The organism is Bordetella muralis, assembly GCF_054781015.1.
Map to the genome: position 1 here is coordinate 1328649 of NZ_BAAGVF010000006.1, position 20911 is coordinate 1349559.

The 20911-nt window shown below is 61.2% G+C and carries 17 protein-coding genes; 10 read left to right on the forward strand and 7 right to left on the reverse strand.

Features of this window, described 5'->3' with window-relative positions; genetic code table 11:
* Positions 1–4 precede the first annotated feature (4 nt).
* A complete protein-coding gene (locus tag ACYVIT_RS17030; protein ID WP_415805952.1) occupies positions 5–1282 on the reverse strand; it encodes a TRAP transporter large permease subunit in 1278 nt (425 codons plus the stop codon).
* 16 nt (positions 1283–1298) lie between these two features.
* Positions 1299–1787, reverse strand: a complete 489-nt coding sequence (locus tag ACYVIT_RS17035) for a TRAP transporter small permease (RefSeq protein WP_415805953.1) — start codon at positions 1785–1787, stop codon at positions 1299–1301.
* A gap of 295 nt (positions 1788–2082) precedes the next feature.
* Between ACYVIT_RS17035 and ACYVIT_RS17040 the strand changes: the two genes are divergently transcribed.
* Complete coding sequence (locus ACYVIT_RS17040; RefSeq protein WP_415805954.1) at positions 2083–2781, forward strand: GntR family transcriptional regulator; 699 nt, start codon at positions 2083–2085, stop codon at positions 2779–2781.
* Between the two features lie 32 nt (positions 2782–2813).
* On the opposite strand, the gene ACYVIT_RS17045 is transcribed toward ACYVIT_RS17040, so the two are convergent.
* The 4 genes from ACYVIT_RS17045 to purN all read right to left on the reverse strand — a co-directional run bounded on the left by ACYVIT_RS17045 (position 2814) and on the right by purN (position 9133).
* The gene (locus tag ACYVIT_RS17045) at positions 2814–5111 is read right to left on the reverse strand and encodes a UvrD-helicase domain-containing protein (protein WP_415805955.1); all 2298 of its coding nucleotides are present in this window, start codon (positions 5109–5111) and stop codon (positions 2814–2816) included.
* A complete protein-coding gene (locus ACYVIT_RS17050) occupies positions 5108–6304 on the reverse strand; it encodes a DesA family fatty acid desaturase (protein WP_415805956.1) in 1197 nt (398 codons plus the stop codon). The genes ACYVIT_RS17045 and ACYVIT_RS17050 overlap by 4 nt, the downstream gene beginning before the upstream one ends.
* A gap of 256 nt (positions 6305–6560) precedes the next feature.
* Positions 6561–8024, reverse strand: a complete 1464-nt coding sequence (locus ACYVIT_RS17055; protein ID WP_415805957.1) for an RsmB/NOP family class I SAM-dependent RNA methyltransferase — start codon at positions 8022–8024, stop codon at positions 6561–6563.
* A gap of 446 nt (positions 8025–8470) precedes the next feature.
* Positions 8471–9133, reverse strand: coding sequence for a phosphoribosylglycinamide formyltransferase (gene purN / locus ACYVIT_RS17060; RefSeq protein WP_415805958.1), 663 nt, complete (start codon positions 9131–9133; stop codon positions 8471–8473).
* 48 nt (positions 9134–9181) lie between these two features.
* Here purN and ACYVIT_RS17065 point away from each other — a divergent pair, with 48 nt between their 5' ends.
* From ACYVIT_RS17065 to lspA, 3 genes are read left to right on the forward strand one after another with little or no spacing between them, the layout of a single operon-like run.
* Positions 9182–10147: a bifunctional riboflavin kinase/FAD synthetase gene (locus ACYVIT_RS17065; protein ID WP_415805959.1), complete on the forward strand. Its 966-nt coding sequence runs from the start codon at positions 9182–9184 to the stop codon at positions 10145–10147.
* The gene (gene ileS / locus ACYVIT_RS17070; RefSeq protein WP_415806034.1) at positions 10137–12992 is read left to right on the forward strand and encodes an isoleucine--tRNA ligase; all 2856 of its coding nucleotides are present in this window, start codon (positions 10137–10139) and stop codon (positions 12990–12992) included. Before ACYVIT_RS17065 ends, ileS begins: the two co-directional genes overlap by 11 nt.
* A gap of 43 nt (positions 12993–13035) precedes the next feature.
* Entirely contained in the window at positions 13036–13569 is a 534-nt protein-coding gene (gene lspA, locus ACYVIT_RS17075; protein ID WP_415805960.1) for a signal peptidase II, read from the forward strand.
* A 21-nt stretch (positions 13570–13590) separates the two neighbouring features.
* Here lspA and ACYVIT_RS17080 read toward each other — a convergent pair whose 3' ends face one another.
* On the reverse strand, positions 13591–14295 hold the full coding sequence (locus ACYVIT_RS17080) for a GntR family transcriptional regulator (protein ID WP_415805961.1): 705 nt from the start codon (positions 14293–14295) through the stop codon (positions 13591–13593).
* A gap of 162 nt (positions 14296–14457) precedes the next feature.
* Between ACYVIT_RS17080 and ACYVIT_RS17085 the strand changes: the two genes are divergently transcribed.
* The 6 genes from ACYVIT_RS17085 to coaBC all read left to right on the forward strand — a co-directional run bounded on the left by ACYVIT_RS17085 (position 14458) and on the right by coaBC (position 20895).
* Positions 14458–15423, forward strand: coding sequence for a Bug family tripartite tricarboxylate transporter substrate binding protein (locus tag ACYVIT_RS17085; RefSeq protein ID WP_415805962.1), 966 nt, complete (start codon positions 14458–14460; stop codon positions 15421–15423).
* An 8-nt stretch (positions 15424–15431) separates the two neighbouring features.
* Positions 15432–16574, forward strand: coding sequence for a mandelate racemase/muconate lactonizing enzyme family protein (locus ACYVIT_RS17090; RefSeq protein WP_415805963.1), 1143 nt, complete (start codon positions 15432–15434; stop codon positions 16572–16574).
* A 5-nt stretch (positions 16575–16579) separates the two neighbouring features.
* Complete coding sequence (locus ACYVIT_RS17095; RefSeq protein ID WP_415805964.1) at positions 16580–17491, forward strand: fumarylacetoacetate hydrolase family protein; 912 nt, start codon at positions 16580–16582, stop codon at positions 17489–17491.
* Positions 17481–18455 carry an NAD(P)-dependent oxidoreductase gene (locus tag ACYVIT_RS17100; RefSeq protein WP_415805965.1) on the forward strand — a complete coding sequence of 325 codons (975 nt, stop codon included), beginning with the start codon at positions 17481–17483 and terminating at the stop codon, positions 18453–18455. Before ACYVIT_RS17095 ends, ACYVIT_RS17100 begins: the two co-directional genes overlap by 11 nt.
* Positions 18456–18463: 8 nt before the next feature.
* Positions 18464–19606 carry a mandelate racemase/muconate lactonizing enzyme family protein gene (locus tag ACYVIT_RS17105; protein WP_415805966.1) on the forward strand — a complete coding sequence of 381 codons (1143 nt, stop codon included), beginning with the start codon at positions 18464–18466 and terminating at the stop codon, positions 19604–19606.
* Between the two features lie 83 nt (positions 19607–19689).
* On the forward strand, positions 19690–20895 hold the full coding sequence (gene coaBC / locus ACYVIT_RS17110; protein WP_415805967.1) for a bifunctional phosphopantothenoylcysteine decarboxylase/phosphopantothenate--cysteine ligase CoaBC: 1206 nt from the start codon (positions 19690–19692) through the stop codon (positions 20893–20895).
* Positions 20896–20911 lie beyond the last annotated feature (16 nt).

The following is a 20911-nucleotide window of genomic DNA, read 5'->3' on the forward strand; positions in this document are numbered from 1 at the left end:
GAAATCAGTGCAGCCAACGTAACGGACCAAGCACCAGAGAAGGGAAAATACTCATTAGCAGCAGCACCACGGCTTCGGCCACCAAAAAGGGCATCACCCCTCGGATAACGTCATTCATGGGCACCTTGCCTACCGAGCACACCACGTTGAGCACGTTACCGACCGGCGGCGTCAACAGGCCGATCGCATTGTTCATGACGAATATCACGCCGAAGTAGACCGGATCGATATGGGCCTGTTTGACGATGGGCATGAGCACCGGCGTCAGGATCAGGATGGTAGGCGTGAAATCCAAGGCCGTGCCCACGATAAAGACGATGAGCTGCATCAAGATCATCAGCAACACGGGACGATCGATGAACGGCTGCAGCAGCTCGATGAGTTGATCGGGGATGTTGGCGACGGTGATGAGCCACGCCGAGATCAACGCGGCAGCAACCAGGAACATCACGACCGCCGATACCTTGGCAGCGCTGACCATGCAGTGATAGATACTTTTCCAGGTCAACTCACGATAGGCAAATGCACCGATCAACATGGCGGCAACGACAGCGACCACGCCTGCCTCGGTCGGCGTGAATACGCCGAACTTCACGCCGACAATGATGATCACAGGCAATATCATGGCCCACCCCGCCTGCCGGATAGCATGGAAGGTTTCTGCACGGCTGCAGCGTGGGCGTACTGGCGGCGCATCGTTGCGACATAACCACCACCAGGTAACCATCAGTGCAACAGCCATGGTGATGCCTGGAATGATGCCGGCCATGAAGAGCTTGCTCACCGACACGCCCGCGATCGCGCCGAACAGCACCAGGCCGATTGAGGGCGGTACAACGGGGGCTATCACCCCCCCTGCGGCAAGCAGACCGGCTGCGCGCGGGACGTTGTAGCCCGCATCTCGCATCATGGGAATCAACAACGCGGCCAGCGCGGCTGTGTCTGCAATCGCAGAACCGGAAAGGCTGGCCAAGATCAAGGCGGCGATCACCGCGACATATCCCAGGCCACCCGGCACATGGCCGACCAGGCTGAGCAACGCGTCCACGATGCGGCGCGACAAGCCGCCTGCGTTCATCAGTTCACCCGCGAGCATGAAGAACGGAATGGCCATCAGCGGGTAGCTATCGGCGCCGTCGACCAGATTCTGCGCCAACACCTGCGCGTCGAAAATTCCGACTTGCCACATGAGCGCGACGCCGCAGACCATTAACGCAAACGCGATGGGCATACCCAGCGCCATTGCGCCGAGCAGGGAAAGGATAAAGACAAGTATGGTCATGTCCTGCGCCCCGGCCCTATTCAGTCGTCGAATGCTGCTCGAATTGATCCAGCGAGGCTCCGCGTAACAGGCGCCAGAGATCACGCAGGATGAGTCCCCCCAGGCAGATACCGGCCGCGACTGCCGCGGCATAGATCGCACCGCGGGGAATGCCGGAAACAGGAGCGAAATTCGCCAGATTGATCACTGTCTGGTTCCAGCCACCGATCACCATCAGCACACAACACCCGAGCATCAATAACGCCGACACGATTGCCACGATGCGCTGTGTGGCAGGCGGCAAACGGCGCGTCAGGCTTTCCATGGCGATATGGCCACGTTGAGCAAACGCCAGAATGGCGCCGAGAAAGGTGATCCAGACAAAAATGAAGCGCGACACTTCCTCTGAAAACGTGATGCCCGAGGAAAATCCATAGCGCAGCACCACGTTGCCGAACACCATCACGACCATCCCGCCTAGACCCAGCACCAACACGATCTCACTGAATTTCTGCAGATATTTCATGGGGCCTTGGACCGCATCAAGCCAAGGGCCTGTCGGTCACGTCTTAGAAAATGAAGAACGAACATGGTACCTGATATATCAGATTCTTCATCAGTAAAAACCCGGGATATCAATCCTCGTAAAAACGGCGTATTTTCATTGTTAATTTACTTAAAAAACAATGACTTATAATTATTTTTGGCGTCCAGCGCCGAGCGGATATTTTCATCTGATATACCAGATATCATATGTTCAGCTGCCGACTCGCTCATCGCAATAATGGTAAGATGCACGCTATCCCACAGTAGGCGGCCCCATGAATTTTGCAGAACCCGTCGAACGCCCGAAATCGCTCACCGACCTCGCTGTCGAGCGCATCCGCAGCGCTATCGTCACTGGCCCCCTGCAGTTTGGCGAGGCGTTGTCCGAGCTCGTCTTATCGAACATGCTGGGCATGAGCAAGACCCCGGTGCGTGAGGCGTTATTACGCTTGCGGCTCGAAGGACTGGTAGAAATCCACCCACAGCGCGGCACCTTTGTTTTTCAGCTCAATGACACCGAGGTGGCGCATATCTGCCAGTTTCGCTCCATGATTGAATGCGAAGCCCTGGCCGACGCGATGAAGCACCGCCACGGACCGCTGGTACATGCGCTCGATAGATGTTTAGAGGATATGGGTGCAGCGTTTGCCCGCAATGATCAGGCTGCCTTTCCCCGGCTGGACACTGATTTTCACAACACGCTGGTGGACCATTGCGAGAACGGGTACCTCAAGGACGCATTCAAGCTCGTCTCAGCGCAGATTACGGCTCTGCGCTATCGACTGCCCGTCGACAACGCTCAGGTCAGGCATTGCCAGGACAACCATCGCGTGGTGGTCGAGGCTATCCGCAATCTGGACACGCGTCGCGCGCAAACGATTTTGCGAGGCCATATCCAGAGCACCCGCGACGCCTATCTCGTCGCCTCGCGCGGGCAGATTCCGACGCGGAATGCGGCTCCCGCGTCGACCTGACTGTTGCTTCTGGGTTGGCAGAGACGGCGAGCTCAGCCTTGGACGATATCCAGCTTGGCTATGCCCAGCGCCAATGTTTTGGCGCCCACATCGCGAAACTGGATTTGCGCCTGGGCATCCTGACCGGAACCGCTCAGGCCGATGATGGTGCCGTCACCAAATCGAGCATGGCGAACGCCCTGGCCGATGCGGAATTGCTTGTCGCCCACGGTCACGCCAGAGGTCACGCCGCGTGGCGTACGCGGTGAGATCGTTCCGGTCGAACGGCGCCCGAACGCGTCGCCATGGCTGACACGAGCCGCCGATTCGCCAAAGCCGGCGTGCGCATGACCCACCCCACCCCGCGGGGTCAACCATTTCAGGTGTTGCTCCGGAATCTCGTCCAGGAACCGCGAACGCATAGCGTAGCGAGTCTGGCCGTGCAGCATGCGGCTCTGTGCCAAAGTGAGGTAAAGACGCTCGCGTGCGCGCGTAATGGCGACGTACATCAGACGGCGTTCTTCCTCGAGCCCGGAGTCCTCGAGAATGCTGTTCTCGTGGGGGAATAAGCCTTCTTCGAGACCGGTGATGAACACCGCGTCGAACTCCAAGCCCTTGGCGGCGTGTACGGTCATCAATTGCACGGCGTCCTGACCAGCCTGCGCCTGGTTGTCACCGGCCTCCAGCGAGGCGTGCGACAGGAACGCGGCCAACGGCGTCATGCCGGTCGGGATCTCGGCTGGCGCATCGACCACACCGGGCATCAAAGTACTATCGACGGCGCCTTCGGGCACGATACCGGCGGGCAAGCCGTCGAAGTTTTCCTCCGAGGCGAACACTGCCGCGGCCGTGATCAGTTCGTTCAAGTTTTCGAGACGCTCGGCACCGTCGCGGTCGGCCTTGTAGTGCTCGACGAGGCCGCTGGTCTCCAGCATGTGCTCGACCAGCTCTGGCAGCGGCAGTTCGCGGGTTTCGTCAGTCAAACGGCCAATCAGTTGCGCAAACTGCGCCAGGTTGGCGCCGCCTTTTCCAGGCACGCGGGCCACGGCACCATACAGACTGGTATCGAGCGTGCGGGCCGCATCGGCCAACTGTTCCAGCGTGCGCGCGCCAATGCCGCGCGTGGGGAAATTGACAACGCGCATCCACGACGTGTCGTCATGGGGATTGGCCATCAGACGCAAATAGGCCAAGGCGTGCTTGATTTCCTGGCGTTCGAAAAAGCGCAGACCGCCGTAGACCTTGTAGGGAATACCAGCCGAAAACAACGCATGCTCGATCACACGGGATTGCGCGTTACTGCGATACAGAACGGCGATTTCGCGGCGCAGGCTGCCCTCGTTGATGAGCGAGCGTACCTCATCGACCAGCCATTGGGCCTCCATGCCATCCGAGGGTTGCTCGATGACGCGGATGGGCTCGCCCTCGCCCTGTTCGGTCCAGAGGTTCTTGCCCAGGCGGCCACTATTGTGGCCGATGAGCGCATTGGCCGAGTCCAGGATGTGGCCATAGGACCGGTAGTTTTGTTCCAGCCGAATGACGGTGCCGCGCGCATAGTCGCGCTCGAAATCCGCCATGTTGCCCACGTTGGCGCCACGAAAGGCATAAATCGACTGATCGTCGTCGCCCACCGCAAAAATGGCTGCCCCACCCCCGGCCAACAGTTTGAGCCATTTGTACTGCAGGGTGTTGGTGTCCTGAAACTCGTCGACCAGGATGTGGCGGAAACGCCGCTGGTAGTGTTCGCGCACGGGAGCGTTGCGTGTCAACAGCTCGTACGCACGCAATAGCAGCTCGGCAAAATCGACCACGCCCTCGCGCTGGCACTGCGCCTCGTAGAGCTGATAGATCTCGATCAAGCGGCGTCGATGGCTATCGTAGGCCTCGATATCGCCGGGACGCTCACCCGCCTCTTTGGCGCCGCTGATAAAACGCTGGACGTCGCGAGGGGGGTATTTTTCGTCGTCGATACCGTTGGCCTTCAAGAGGCGCTTGATGGCCGCCAATTGATCGGAGGTATCGAGAATCTGAAAGGATTGCGGCAGACCGGCATCACGATGATGTGCACGCAGCATGCGATTGCACAGCCCGTGAAAGGTGCCGATCCACAGGCCGCGCGTATCGATCGGCAGGATCGCCGACATGCGCGACAGCATCTCGCGCGCAGCCTTGTTGGTAAACGTGACAGCCAGCAGCCCAAATGGACTGGCCTGGCCGGTTTGAATCAGCCAGGCCATGCGGGTCGTCAAGACCCGTGTCTTGCCGCTGCCCGCCCCGGCGAGAACCAGGGCGTGCTGCGGATCAAGCGTTACTGCGGCGCGTTGTTCGGGATTGAGTTGCTCTAGCATCATGCCGCGTAGCGGCTGAGACGTTGTGCAAATTGCTCGAGCCCGGCGATGCCGCTTTGCTGGGCGCGCTGGCACCAGGCCTGCAGGTCATGTAAAAGTTGCTCGCTGCTGGCGCTGGAGCTTTCCCACAAGCGGCCCAACTCACGGCGCATTTGCACCAGGGTGGACAAGGACTTGTTGTGTGCGATGGCCTGATCGACCTCGGCGCGCTGCTCGGGATGCAGGACATCCTCGTTGCGGTGCAGCCAACGGCGCACACGCTGCAAGCGCGACGCGCTGTGGTCGTCATGGGCCGGCTTGATCTTGCCGAGCTCTTCGCGCAGCGTGGTCTTGATGATCTCGCCGTAACGGGCCATGACCTCGTAGCGGTGCGTGATCACGCCTTGCAGCGTACGCAGATCGATGGCCTTGGTGTTCGTTTCGAGCTTGAGCTTGGGCGCGACCTTGCGGACCTTGGCCAGGCCGAAGAATTTCAGGACCTGGATGTAACCCCAGCCGATATCGATCTCATACCATTTGGCGGAGAACTTGGCCGACGTGCCATGAGCGTGGTGGTTGTTGTGCAGCTCTTCGCCACCGATCACGATGCCCCACGGGAATACGTTGGTGCTGGTGTCCGGGCTGTTGTAGTTGCGATAGCCCCAGAAGTGGCCGATACCATTGACCACACCGGCCGCCCAGAACGGAATCCAGGCCATTTGCACCGCCCAGACCGTCAGGCCGATCGCGCCAAACAGGGCCACGTCGATGGCCAGCATGGTGAGCACGCCCCACAGGCTGTGCTTGGCATAGACGTTCTGCTCGAGCCAGTCGTCCGGCGTACCGTGGCCGAATTTAGCCATGGTTTCCTTGTTGGCAGACTCTACGCGATACAGATCAGCGCCACGGAACAATACCTTCCAGACACCGAACAGCATCGGCGAATGAGGATCGCCCTCTTTTTCGCATTTGGCGTGGTGTTTACGGTGAATGGCGACCCATTCCTTTGTGACCATGCCCGTCGTCATCCAGAGCCAGAACCGGAAGAAATGCATTACTGCGGGGTGTAAGTCGAGACCGCGGTGCGTCTGGCTGCGGTGCAGGAAGATCGTGACAGCCACGATGGTGACGTGCGTCATCCCCAGGGTGAACAGAACAATCTGCCACCAGCTGGCTTGGGTAAATCCGCCGGAGAGGAAGGAAAGGAATTGATCCATAAAGCTTTTTGCGACCCTCGCATAAAGGAATGGAACGCAGTTTAGCGTACCTGACTTGCTTATGACAGCGGGATTTCAAAATAGTTTTTGTGATAAATCAAGGACTAAGCAGCGGCGCCTCGGCCCGGAGGGAGAATTTCGACCCCCTGAGGGGTTCTGCCCCGGGGCGAGGCGGCATGTCAATGATGCCCCACTAAAAACACATTTTGCAACAAACTACCGGACGAACTGTGGCTTTTCCGTCTCGGTGACAGGGTTATTCCGCGGACGGCTTGGTGTCGGGAGCAGCAAGTTTGCCTCCTGCGGGTGTCGAGCCTGTGTCAACAGAGGCAGGCTCGGTCTGAGCGGTAGCGGGCCCGTTATCGGCGGCGACCTCGTTCTCTATAGCCAAGGATTCATTATCCGAGGAGGCAGACTCTGCCCCATCAGACGTGGACGCAGCCTCATCGGACACGGGTGCCACAGCACTCGCCTTTTTACGTTCCAACACTGCGGCAAAAAATCCATCGGTGCCGTGTACGTCTGGGCGCAACTGGACGTAGGGGCCCTCGAGATCGAGTTCCGGGCAGCGGCTGGCCAGAATTTCCGCCGCATCCAGACGCTCGAAATCGGGGTGCGTGTCGAGGAACTGCTGAACCTGGACCTCGTTTTCCTCGGCCAGCAGGCTGCAGGTGGCATACACCAGGCGCCCGCCCGGGGCAACACACCGCGCGGCGCTATTCAGGATACGCGTCTGTAGCGCCCCCAATTCTGCCAGGGCCTCGGGATGCTGGCGCCATTTCAGATCGGGATTGCGGCGCAATGTGCCGATTCCGCTGCAAGGAGCATCGACCAGTACGCGCTGCGCTTTGCCCGCCAGGCGTTTGACGCGCGCGTCATTTTCGCTTTCGATGGCCACCGGCACCACGTTGGATAGCCCGCTACGGGCAAAACGGGGTTTGGCACGCGCCAACCGGGCAGCCGAGACGTCAAAGGCGTACAAACGCCCGGTAGAACGCATCAGCGCGCCCAGGAGTAGCGTTTTCCCACCCGCCCCTGCGCAGAAATCAATGATCATCTCGCCGCGGCGCGGGCCGACCAGCAAGGCCAACAATTGACTGCCCTCGTCCTGGACCTCGAGACTGCCGTTCTCGAACAGGGGCCAGCGATTGACCGCTGGCCGGCCGGCCAGCCGGATACCCCACGGGGAATACGGGGTAGGCTGAGGCTCAAAACGCGCCGCGGGACCGTCGCCCAAGGCAGCCAGCGCCGCGTCGCGTTCCACCTTGAGGGGATTGACTCGCAGATCGAGTGCAGCCGGACGATTCAGCGCCGACATCAAAGATTCCGGATCGTCCAGCGTGCCCAGGCGCTCGTCCAGCCAGTCAGGCATGCTGGTACGAACAGCACGGGGCAATGTAGCGGGATTTATGCGGCTGACGCGTTCCAGCCAATCGCGCTCGGAGGGGTCCAGGCCGTCTTCTAAAAACGCCGCACCCAAGGTGGCAGTCAGGCCCAGGATCGCCAGGCGGCGCGACGCCGGACCGCTGCCGCTTTCGGCGAGCTGACGGTAACGGCGCAGGTGGCGCAATACGTCGTACACGGCCTCGGCAACCTCGCCACGGTCACGACCACCCAGCGTGGGGTGAGCACGGAACCAGTGCGACAAGGTGGCATCGGCCGGGTAGGTCCATTGCAGGATTTCGCCCAAAACACGCTGGACCTGATCAATGCGGATCACGGCACGCGGCGTGCGCGGTTGGGAGTCGGCCTGAGACCGCGATTGACCGGGCGACCGAGATTGGCTGGAGCGACCCTGAGGCCGGGACGACTCCGAGTACCCCGATCGCCTCTCGGAGCGAGGCTGATCCGGATAGCCCGATCGTCCCTGGGGCCTGGACCGATCCGAGTCACCCGAGCGCCCTTCGGGCCGAGACCGGTCCGAATAGCCTGATCGCCCTTCGGACCGAAATGGCCCGCTGGATGTGCGACGGGCTCCACCACGCGGACCGGTTTCAGATCGGTTCGTGGAAAAAGCGCCTGCGGGACGCTGCCGAGAGGCGGGATTCTTGCTCATTGTTTTTCCATAAGGCCGAGGCTGCGCCTTGACCGGTCAAAATTCAGGGCCGAGACAAACTGCCTCGGCGGATGATAACGAGAGGTTGCGATGGGGATACGGCCTGGCCGTCAGACCTCGCCCTCGATAAACAGACGTTGCGGATCGCCATCGACCTCGACACGATGATCGACCGTCAGGCGCACCCTGCCCTCGACCAGCCAGCGAACCGCTGCGGGATAGGCCTGGTGCTCCACGGCCAGCACGCGGTCAGCCAGGATATCAGGTGTGTCACCTGCACGGACAGGAACGCAGCCCTGCGCGATGATGGGGCCGTGATCCAGTACCGGCGTCACGAAATGCACCGTACATCCGTGCAACTGCACCCCTGTCGCCAACGCCTGAGCGTGCGTATGCAGACCGGGGAACATGGGCAGCAACGACGGATGAATGTTCACCAACCGGCCCGCGTAGTGATTCACGAATCCCGGCGTCAAGACGCGCATGAAACCAGCCAGCAACACATAATCGGGCTGGTACCGGTCGATTTCCTCGGCCAGCGCCGTATCGAAAGCTTCCCGGCTAGGGAAATCCTTGTGATACAGCGCGCCGGCGGCGATGCCCTGTTCGCGCGCCCACGACAATCCCGCCGCATCGGGGCGGCTGGCAATGACGGCGCAGACCTCGGCGGGCCATGCCTGGTCGCGACAGGCGTGAACCAGGGCTTGCATATTGCTGCCACGTCCCGAAATAAGGATAACCAGGCGACGTTTTAAAGGTGAGGATTCCGGCAAGATGAGATATTCCAAGGCAAACCAACCTAAAATTGTAAACTCTCGGTCGTGAAAACCTTGCTGCAACTCTATCGATCGGTCCCGCCGCCTGCGCGGCGATCCCCCTGCGCGCTGACAATCGGCAATTTTGACGGCGTCCATCGCGGTCATCAGGCCATTCTGGCGCGCGTGCGGCAGGCGGCCCGCGAACGCGGGCTGCTGCCCTCGGTGCTGACATTCGAGCCGCATCCCCGTGAATATTTCGCCACGCTGAACCAGCGGCCGGAACTCGCGCCGACGCGTATCTCTGGTTTGCGCGACAAACTCGAAGCGCTTGCCAGCCAGGACATGGCGCAGATCGTCATCGAGCGATTCAACGCGCGATTCGCGGATATGTCTGCCAATGCCTTCATCGAGGAACTCTTGGTGGGCGGCCTGCAGACGCGTTGGCTGCTCGTGGGAGAAGATTTCCGCTTTGGCCGCAAGCGCAGCGGCGACGTCGACCTGCTACGCGAGGCGGGCATGGTGCACGGGTTCGAGGTACAGACGATCGCTGACGTGACCGACCGCCAAGGGCATCGCGTATCGAGCTCGGAGGTCCGCACCGCGCTTGCCGTGGGAGATCTGGCTCGCGCCGAACATCTGCTGGGGCGCCCGTTCCAGATCAGCGGACACGTGATCCACGGCCAGAAACTCGGCCGTACGCTGGGTTTTCCCACCTTGAATCTGCGCGTTGCGCCACGCTGTGCCGCGCGCTCGGGGATTTATGTAGTACGAGTCCATGGGTTGGGCGAGCAACCGCGCCGCGCCGTCGCCAGCCTGGGAGTGCGCCCCACCGTCGAGGATCACGGACGTGTGCTATTAGAGTCACACCTGCTCGATGGCCCGGCTGACGCATACGGTAAACTCATACGCGTTGAGTTCCTGCACAAGTTGCGGGACGAAGAAAAATTTCCCGATCTGCCTTCCCTGACAGCCGCCATCGCCGACGACGCGCAAAACGCGCGTGCCTATTTTGCCGTTCATGGACTATAAAAAAACCCTCAATCTGCCCGACACCTCCTTTCCGATGCGAGGTGATCTTGCCAAACGCGAACCTGCCTGGGTCACCCAGTGGGAAGAAAACCACGTGTATCAAGCCATACGCGCTGCCAGCCGTGGCCGGCCGCGTTTTGTGCTGCACGACGGACCGCCCTATGCCAACGGCGACATCCACATTGGCCACGCGGTCAACAAGATCCTGAAGGACATCATCGTCAAGAGCCGCAACATGGCGGGCTACGACGCGCATTATGTGCCGGGCTGGGACTGTCACGGCATGCCGATCGAGATCCAGATCGAAAAGAAATTCGGCAAGCACCTGCCCGTGACGGAAGTCCAGTCCAAGGCGCGGGCGTACGCACTGGAACAGATTGATCGTCAACGCCAGGACTTCAAGCGTCTGGGTGTGTTGGGCGAGTGGGATCGCCCCTACCTGACCATGAACTACAGCAACGAGGCGAACGAGATCCGTGCGCTGGGTGGCATCCTGCAAAAGGGCTACGTATTCCGTGGTCTGAAGCCCGTGAATTGGTGTTTCGACTGCGGCTCGGCCTTGGCCGAGGCCGAGGTCGAATACGCTGATCGCGTGGATCCGGCCATCGATGTGGCGTTTCCGTTCGCAGACAAGCCGGGCGTGGCGAAGGCCTTCGGCCTGGATGCGGTCGACGATGGCGCGGTGGTGATCTGGACCACGACGCCGTGGACGATTCCGGCCAACCAGGCCCTGAACGTGCATCCTGAACTGGAATACGCGCTGGTGCGCGTCACCCCGGCAACGGCGCATGGATCACTGCTGCTGTTGGCCAGCGAGCGCGTGGAAGCCTGCCTGAAAGCCTGGAACCTGCAAGGCGAAATCATCGCCACCACCGCGGGTGCAGCGCTCGACGGATTGCGTTTCCATCATCCGCTGGCGTCGGCCGATGCCGGCTATGCGCGCACCTCGCCGATCTACCTGGGCGACTACGTCACCATCGACACCGGCACCGGTGTCGTGCACTCGGCTCCCGCCTACGGTATCGAGGACTTTGTGTCGTGCAAGGCGCACGATCTGCCCGACGACCAGATCCTGAATCCCGTGCTGGGCGATGGCAAATATGCCGAGAGCCTGCCGCTGTTCGGCGGCCTGTCCATCTGGGACGCCAATCCGCGCATTGTCGAGGCCCTGAAGGCCGCCGGGTCGCTGATGGACGTGCAAAAACTGTCGCACAGCTACATGCATTGCTGGCGCCACAAGACCCCGGTCATTTACCGCGCCACCAGCCAATGGTTCGCCGGCATGGACGTCAAGCCCGCCGATGGCGGCCCCACGTTGCGCGAAAGCGCCTTGGCCGGCATTGATGCAACGGCGTTCTATCCCTCCTGGGGCCGCGCCCGCCTGCATGCCATGATCGCCAACCGGCCCGACTGGACCTTGTCGCGCCAACGCCAATGGGGCGTGCCCATGGCGTTCTTTGTGCACAAGGAAACCGGCGCCCTGCATCCGCGTACGGTCGAATTGCTGGAACAGGTCGCACAGCGCGTTGAACAACACGGCATCGAGGCCTGGCAGTCGCTGGACCCGCGCGAGCTGCTGGGTGACGAAGCAGATCAGTACGAAAAGAATCGCGACACGCTCGATGTCTGGTTCGACTCGGGCACCACGCACGCTACCGTGCTGGGCGGCAAAGACCAGGCTCTGGGCGGCTCGCACGGCGCCGAGCTGGCCTGGCCGGCTGATCTGTACCTCGAGGGTTCCGACCAGCATCGCGGCTGGTTCCACTCGTCGCTGCTGACCGGCTGCATGCTGTATGGTCAACCGCCGTACAAGGCCCTGTTGACGCACGGTTTCGTGGTCGACGGCCAAGGCCGCAAGATGAGCAAGTCGGTGGGCAACGTCATCGCCCCGCAAAAAGTGTCCGACTCGCTCGGCGCCGAGATCTTGCGCTTGTGGGTCGCATCGACAGACTACTCCGGCGAGCTGTCGATTTCCGACGAGATCCTCAAGCGCGTGGTCGAAGGCTACCGCCGCATTCGCAACACGCTGCGCTTCTTGCTGGCCAACCTGGCCGACTTCGACGCTGTCAGTCAGGCCGTGCCATATGACGAGCTGTTCGAGATCGACCGCTATGCATTGGCTATGACGGCGCAAATGCAGGCTGAAGTCATCGCGCAATACGAGCGCTATGATTTCCACCCTGCCGTCTCGCGTCTGCAGACGTTCTGCTCCGAGGATCTGGGCGCGTTCTATCTGGATATTCTCAAGGACCGTCTGTACACCACTGCCACCGACAGCGTGGCGCGACGTTCGGCACAGACAGCTCTGCTGGAAATCACGCAGACGCTGCTCAAGCTGATGTCCCCCATTCTGTCGTTCACGGCAGAAGAGGCCTGGAAAGTCCTGGCCGATTCCGCACTGAAGCACCAAGCCGATGCGCCGCGCGTCACGATTTTCACCGAGGTGTTTCACACGCTGCCGCCGTACGCCGAGGGGTTGACTGGGAAATGGGCGCGTCTGCGCGCCATCCGTGCCGACGTGCAACGCAAACTCGAAGAGGTCCGCACGGCAGGCGGTATCGGCTCGTCGTTGCAGGCCGAAGTCGATCTGCATGCCGACGGTGACGATCGCGCCATCCTGGAAAGCCTGGGCGACGACCTGCGATTCGTGTTGATCGTCTCTCGTGCCACGGTCCATGCAGGTACGGGCGATTTGCGCATCGAGATCACGCCGTCCACGAACAAGAAATGCGAGCGCTGCTGGCACTGGCGTCTGGATGTAGGCAGCGATGCGGACCATCCCGAGATCTGCGGCCGTTGCGTGTCCAACTTGTTTGGCTCGGGCGAGCCACGCGACAAGGCCTGACACCATGTCGCATGAGGTACCAAGCCAATCCTCGGCAGGCTCCGTGAACAACGCGAGCCGGCAGCCGGGCCGTGAGCCAGGACAGCCTGTCCAACCAGCGCCGCGTACCACCGGGCGCTGGTTATCGATCGCCCTGCTGCTGATCGTCCTGGACCAAGTCACCAAGCTGTACTTCGACTCGGCTTACACGTACGGCCAACGCGTCAACGTGCTGCCGATCTTTGATTTCACGTTGGTGTACAACCGCGGCGCGGCGTTCAGTTTCCTGGCCTCCGAAGCCGGGTGGCAACGGTGGCTGTTCACCGCGCTGGGCGTCGTCGCGTCTGTCGTCATTGTCTGGCTGCTACGCCGCAATACGGCGCAGCCGCGCTTTTGCCTGGCGCTCACGCTGATACTGGGCGGCGCGCTCGGCAATGTGATCGATCGCGTGGTCTACGGCCACGTCATCGATTTTCTGTTGTTCTACTGGAACGACTGGTACTACCCCGCCTTTAACATTGCCGATGTCTGCATCACCTGTGGCGCAGTGCTGCTGGTACTGGACGAACTGTTGCGCGCACGCAAGCCGCGCAACTGAGGCCTGCACAGGCGGCGGCTGTTACCCCGCCTGTGTGTCTGCCGTGGCCTCCCGGCGGCACAATAATTGATGGATATAGGTCCCCGCCTCGGAGATGTCGCGCCGAATGGCGTCCGCCACGCCCTGCGCATCCTTGCGCTGCAACGCATCCAACGCCGCGGCATGGTAGTCCGTCTTTTTCAAATACGGTACATATTCCGGCAAGACGATGGTCAAGACCGGGCCACAACGCAGCCACAGCGTCTCGATGGCATCCTGAATGATCGGCATGCGCGCCAGTGCATAAATACCGAAATGAAAGCGGCGATGCATCTCCAGATAATGATCTCGCCGTTCTTCATTGATGTGATCCGTCATCTGCACCAGGTGCTGGCGCAATAACGCGATATCCGAGTCAGTCGCATGAGCCGCGGCCTCGTAGGCGGCACGTGACTCCAGATCCGCACGCATGATGGTCAACTGCCGGAATTGATCTGGATCGATAGGCGGCACGATTGCGCCGCCTCCCTGCCCCCCGGTACCACGCTCGAGCACGCGCTCCGCGATCAGATGATTCACAGCATCGCGTACAGGCGTCAGGCTGATTCCCAACTCGCCGGCCACGTCGCGCAGCAATATGCGCTGGCCCGGTACGAAACGTCCCGCCAGCAACGCGCCCCGTAATTCCGCATACGCCCGGTCCCACAGCGTGTATTTCTCGATTTGCTTCAGGCCGGTTGCGCCCACGTAAAACCCCTTTGTTACAACGAATAGCGAACCGGGATGTTCGCACTGTCTGCCTCGCTTGGCAAATTGCCAACCTCCCTATTGTTGTTTGTTATAACGAATGCTAGCATCACAGCAAAACCGCAAGCCGAAAAATCGGCCAACCCCAAGGAGGAGACAACCATGTCCTTGATAAAGAAAGCGTTTTTTGCCGTTGCACTGACTGCTGCATCCCTGCCGGCCTGGTCTGCCGATGCTTATCCGTCCAGGGAGATTCGATTTATCGTGCCCTGGAATGCAGGCGGCTCGAACGACATTGCCGCCCGCGCACTGCAGCAGATTTTGGCAAAAGACGGGTTCAACATCGTGGTGGAAAACGCCCCGGGCGCTACCGGCGCCATAGGCCTGACCAAGGTCGCCAATGCTCCGCCAGATGGCTATGTCATTGGCATGGGCACGAGTTCGACGCTGGCTCAGATTGCCCAGAAAATGACGCCCCTGCGCAATGACCAGTTCACCCACATTGCTCGGGTTTCGACCGACCCGCTCATCTTGTTGGTGCCCGCGTCCGGCCCCGCCCAGACGCTGGAAGAATTCCTCGATTACATGAAAAAGAACCCGGGTAAGGTTTCTATCGGCACACCGGGCACCAATAACCTGAACCATATTTTTGCCGAGATGACGGCCCGTGTTGCCGGCGTGCCTTACGTCAATGTGCCCTACCCCGGCGGCTCCAAAGTGATCGCGGACTTGTCCGGCAAGCAAATCCAGGCCGCTGTGCTGAAACCCTCGGAAAGTCGCGGCCAGATCGAGGCCGGTTACGTCAAACCCATCGCGGTGTTCGATACCCAACGTTTGCAAGTCTGGCCGGATGTGCCGACCTTCAAAGAAAAAGGCTATGACGTCTTTCCCTACGGTCCGCTGGTACAGATGGCCTATGTAGTCGGCCCCGCCGGTCTGCCAGGGCCGGTACGCGACAAGCTCATTCAGGCTTTCGAAAAAGCGATCTTGAGCCCCACGTTCAAGACTTTTTCCGAACAGAACGGTTTTCTGGTGGATGGCCTGGCAGGAGATCAACTCGAGAAAGAAGTATTGGCCGTCCAGAAAACACTGGATGACGTTGGAACCAAAGTCTTCAAAGCAAAATGAGGTCGGATGTGAGCACCATCAAGAAAGTCACTTGCCATGTTGTCAGCGCGCCTGTCGAGCGTCCCTTTACCTCGTCGCGCGGATGGTTGTACAAAACGCGCGGCTCATGCATTGTCGAAATCGAAACCACGGACGGCGTAGTCGGCTGGGGTGAATGCTATGGTCCCGCCCAGGTCGCACGCGCCTACATCGACTCGCAATACGGCCCTCGTATTGTCGGACGCGATGCCTTCGATGTAGAGGTGATCTGGGAAGACCTCTACAACCGTATCAAAGACTACGGATCCAAGGGCATGGCGATTTCTGCACTGAGCGGTATCGACATTGCGCTGTGGGACATCATCGGCAAGGTATGCGGCAAGCCCATTCATAAACTCATTGGCGGTGCTTACCGGACCGAAGTTTCCGCCTACGCGACCGGCCTGTATTTCATCGATATGGACCGGCTCATCGACGAAGCCGTCGACGAAGCGCGCGGCTACGTGGAAGAAGGCTTCACCGCCATCAAGATGAAAATCGGCCTGGGCTCGCCCAAGCTGGACATCGAGCGCGTGGCCGCCGTGCGCAAAGCCATCGGGGATGATGTGCGGTTGATGGTGGATGCCAATCATTGTTTCACCGTGCCCGCGGCCATACGCCTGGGACGCGAGCTGGAACAGCTGAATGTGGAATGGTTCGAAGAGCCCATTTCGCCCGAAGACGTCGATGGCTATGTCGAAGTCACGCGCGCGCTGGATATGGCAGTCGCGGGCGGCGAAAACGAATTCACCCGATGGGGTTTTCGTGATCTGGTCGTGCGTAAGGCCATGGATATCGTGCAGCCCGACGTATGTGCTGCCGGTGGCATCAGCGAATGCCGCAAGATCGCCACGCTGGCGGCCGCGCATGGCGTCGAATGCGTGCCGCATGCATGGGGTTCGGCCATCGGGCTGGCAGCAACGTTGCACTTTTTAGCAGCGTTGCCGGATCAACCGCCGAGCTTTCGCCCCATGCCGCCACTGCTCGAGTTCGAACAGTGCGAGAACCCGTTTCGCGATCATTTGTCGACCGAGCCCATCGTGCAACAAGCAGGCATCGTACAGGTGCCGACCGGCGCGGGGCTGGGTATCGATATACGGCGTGAAATCCTCGACCAATATCGCGTGGCCTGACGACTATGCGCTTCGTTTCCTACTATGACGCAGCCGGACGTATCGTGCCCGGCATATTGCCAGGTGATCCCACAGCCCCGGAAGCCTGGGTGGCCGATGTCCGGCATCCCGCCTGCTCGGCCGATTATGCGGACTTGCCGGACACGCTGATGGGCTGGGTCGAATATGGGCTGATCAACATCGCTCAGCGTTTTGCAGCCGCTGCACCTGTCGACAAAAGCGCACGATTGCCGTTGTCCACGTTGCGCCTGGCGGCACCCTTGCCCCGCCCCGGCAAGATCGTCGGCGCCGCGTTCAACTACCATGACGCGTTAGCCGAGCGCGACATGGCGCCGCCTGCGGAACCGGTGATCTTTGTCAAATCGGGGCGCACTGTCATCGGCCCCAATGATGTCATTCGCGTGCTCCCCGATGCGGGCAATGTCACCTACGAAGCCGAACTCGCCGCCATCATCGGCAAACCCGCTTTGCGCGTGTCGCGTGAACAGGCGATGGAATACGTGGCCGCCTACACCATCATCAACGATGTCAGCGCCACAACACTGGTCAAAGCCGACGGGGGCTTTGTACGGGGGAAAAATCAACCGACGTCCGGCCCGCTGGGACCATGGCTCGTAACGCCCGATGAGATCCCGGATCCCTATGCCCTGGATATCCACCTGGACGTCGACGGACGTGTGCTGCAACGGTCCAGCACGCGCAGCATGCTGTTCAACATTGCCGAACTGATTGAGTATGCCTCGGCACGCATGCCCTTGGATCCGGGCGACATCATTGCCACGGGCACACCAGCCGGCGTTGCGGGTGCCCATCAGCCCCCGGCATGGCTGAAAGCCGGCAATAGCGTGTCGATATCGCTCAGCAAACTGGGCACATTAAGTAATCCCGTCGCCGCCGGAGCATCAGATGACCGCTAAGCCTCGCGTTCTGCTCACCAATCCTATTCATCCCGATATCCAACCGAAACTCGCGGCGCAGGTGGATCTGATTGTCGCGCCCGACACGTCCGCGGACACGCTGCGGCGATACGTTGCGGACGTACATGGTCTCGTCGTCCGCACCCAATTGCCCGCCGATATTTTCGATCATGCGCCCCACTTGCGAGCCGTGGTTCGGCATGGTGTCGGACTGGACATGATCCCCATGGATGCGGCCAATCAACATCGAATCCCCGTCGCCAATGTTCCCGGATCGAACACGTCTGCCGTGGTCGAGTATTGCCTGGCGGCCATGCTCAACCTGCGCCGGCCGCTCGCTGCTATCGACGCCGAGCTGCGCCATGCCGGCTGGAGCGCCGCACGGCCATTGGCGGATCACACCGCCGAACTGGACGGCATGACGTGCGGCATCGTAGGTGTGGGCGCAATCGGCAGCCGGCTGGCGCAGGCCGCTGCCGGCCTCGGGATGTCGGTGCTAGGCCTGACACGCCGTCCGGAATCCTTGCCGCCGGGCGTACAGCCCGCTACGCGGGAGGCTTTGTTCGCCAACGCTGACATCATTGTGCTGTGCTGCCCGTTGACTGATGAGACGCGCGGCCTGGCGAATGCCGACATGATCAACAGCATGAAGCCTGGCGCAATCCTCATCAATGTGTCGCGCGGCCCCGTCGTGCAGACCGCTGCGTTGCTGGATGCCTTGCGTCGCGGCCATTTAGGCGGCGCGGCACTGGATGTCCATGACATTCAACCGCTGCCTGCAGACAGCCCGGCTCTCGACGCCCCGAATCTGCTGTTGACGCCGCACATTGCAGGGATCACCGACTCCAGCATGAGGCGCATGAGCGAAGGCGCGATTGCCAATCTATTGGCGCTCTTGCGCGGCGACGTCGCGCCCAACATCGTCAACCCTCATGTGTTGTCTTCCCCTCAATCCATCTCGTGAGATCCGTCATGCGAATTGCCGACATACGCGCCGTACCCATCTCCTTTCCTGTTCCTGCTGAAAAATCGGTACGTCTGGGCATCGGCCGCAGCGTCAAGCGCGATGCGGTGCTGGTGCGCGTCGAAACCGACGACGGCCTGGTGGGCTGGGGCGAAGCCCATCACGGTCGTTGCCCTGGCGCCATTGCACGCCTCATCGACACCACCCTGCGCGAACTGGTGCTGGGCATGGACGCAACGGATGTTGCGGGCGTCTGGCATCGCGTCTACAAAATGCAACTGGCCAGCCATGGCATGGGCGCCGCAGCGGCGCTGGCGCTCAGTGGACTGGACCTGGCGTTGTGGGACATCCGCTGCCAGGCGACCCAATGGCCGCTGTGCCAGTTACTCGGCGGCACGCCCAAGCCGATCAAAGCCTATGCGGGCGGTATCGCATTGGGATGGCAGGCGCCGGAATCCCTCGTTGACGAGGCTCGCGCCTTGGTGGAACTGGGCTTTCGCGCGTTAAAACTGCGTGTGGGCGACACGGCAGGCCGCGACGTGGAACGCGTACGTGCTGTACGGCAAGCGCTGGGCGACGACATCGATCTGCTGGTAGACGCCAACACGGGCTATACCCTGGATGACGTACGCCGCGTCATGCCGGCCTACGAAGAACTCGGCGTCAGTTGGCTCGAGGAACCCTTTCCCGCCTGGGACAGGCACGCCTACGCCAACGCCGCCCGGCTGGGCCGCGTCCCGTTGGCAGCAGGCGAAAACCACTACACCCGTTACGAATTCGGCCCGTTGTTAGAAGACGGCAGCGTCGGGTTCCTGCAACCGGACCTGTCCAAGACCGGAGGAATCACAGAGGGCATGCGCATCGCCGCCATGGCGTCCGCACAGAAACTGACGGTCAACCCCCATACATCGGCGACCGCCATCAATATGGCGACCTCGATCCACTATCTGTGCGCGGTCGACAATCCGGGCTATTTCGAGGCCGACGTGACCCAGTTGAATCCGTTTCGCGACCATCTGGCGGACGTGCTGCCCTATCGCCTGGACGCCCAAGGCTGCGTACAACCGCTGGCCGGCGCGGGCATAGGCTTGCGTCCCGACCCGGATTTCCTCGCCAAACATCCGCTTATCGAGGGGCCTTGCTACGTCTAAGCCCCACCCGTCCCAGGGGCTGCCGGGCGAGCCGGAGGTTTTTTGCCGCATAATGGCGAAATTCGGAATTTTCATATATCCCCATGCTCGACCTCGCCCGCAAACGCATCGTCCTCGGCCTGACCGGCGGTATTGCTTGCTACAAGATCGCCGAATTGGTGCGGCGCCTGACCGAACAAGGCGCCGTCGTCGACGTCGTCATGACCGAAGCAGCCACGCACTTCATCACGCCTGTCACCATGCAGGCGCTGTCGGGGCGTCCGGTGTTTGTGGATGCGTGGGATGCCCGCATTGGCAACAACATGGCGCACATCGAACTGACGCGCGGTGCGGATGCGGTCTTGATCGCCCCCGCCAGCGCCGATTTCATGGCCAAGCTGGTGCACGGCCTGGCCGACGATCTGCTCTCGACACTGTGTCTGGCGCGTGCCTGTCCGCTACTGGTGGCGCCCGCCATGAATCGCGAGATGTGGGCAAATCCAGCGACGCAGCGCAATGTGGCCCAGTTGCGCGCCGACGGCGTCAGTGTGCTGGGCCCGGCATCGGGCGAACAGGCCTGCGGCGAGACCGGAGACGGCCGCATGCTCGAGGCCAACGAGCTCTTGACCGACCTGGTGGCCTTTTTCCAGCCTAAAGTCCTGGCAGGACGCCATATCCTGTTGACCGCCGGGCCGACATCGGAGCCCGTCGATCCCGTACGTGTATTGAGCAACCGTTCGTCCGGCAAGACGGGTTATGCCTTGGCCCGCGCGGCGCGCGAAGCCGGTGCGCGCGTCACCCTGGTGACAGGGGCGACCGCCCTGCCCTTGCCGCGGGGCGTGACGGCTCTGTCGGTCAACACCGCGCGCCAAATGCATGATGCCGTCATGGCCAATGTGCACGACGCCGACGTCTTTATCGCCGTCGCCGCAGTAGCGGATTGGCGGGTCAAAAATGTCAGCGATCAAAAGCTGAAGAAAACCAGCGAAGGCGGCGGCGCGCCGGTCATGGAGTTCGAGCCCAATCCCGATATTCTGGCCGAGGTGGCCAAGCTACCCAAGGGTCCCTGGTGCGTGGGATTTGCCGCCGAAACAGAAAAGCTCGCGGAACACGCCGAGGCCAAGCGAGTACGTAAAGGCATTCCCCTGCTGGTCGGCAATCTCGCGCACAAAGTCATGGACGCCGACACGACAGAACTGGTGCTTTTTGACGCCCACGGGTCTCACCCCATGCCGGCGGGATCCAAGCTGGACGCCGCGCGCCGGCTCATCGCGGAAATCGCCGCGCGGCTGCCTGCGGCCCGGCGATAAGAGCGTCTCACACAGC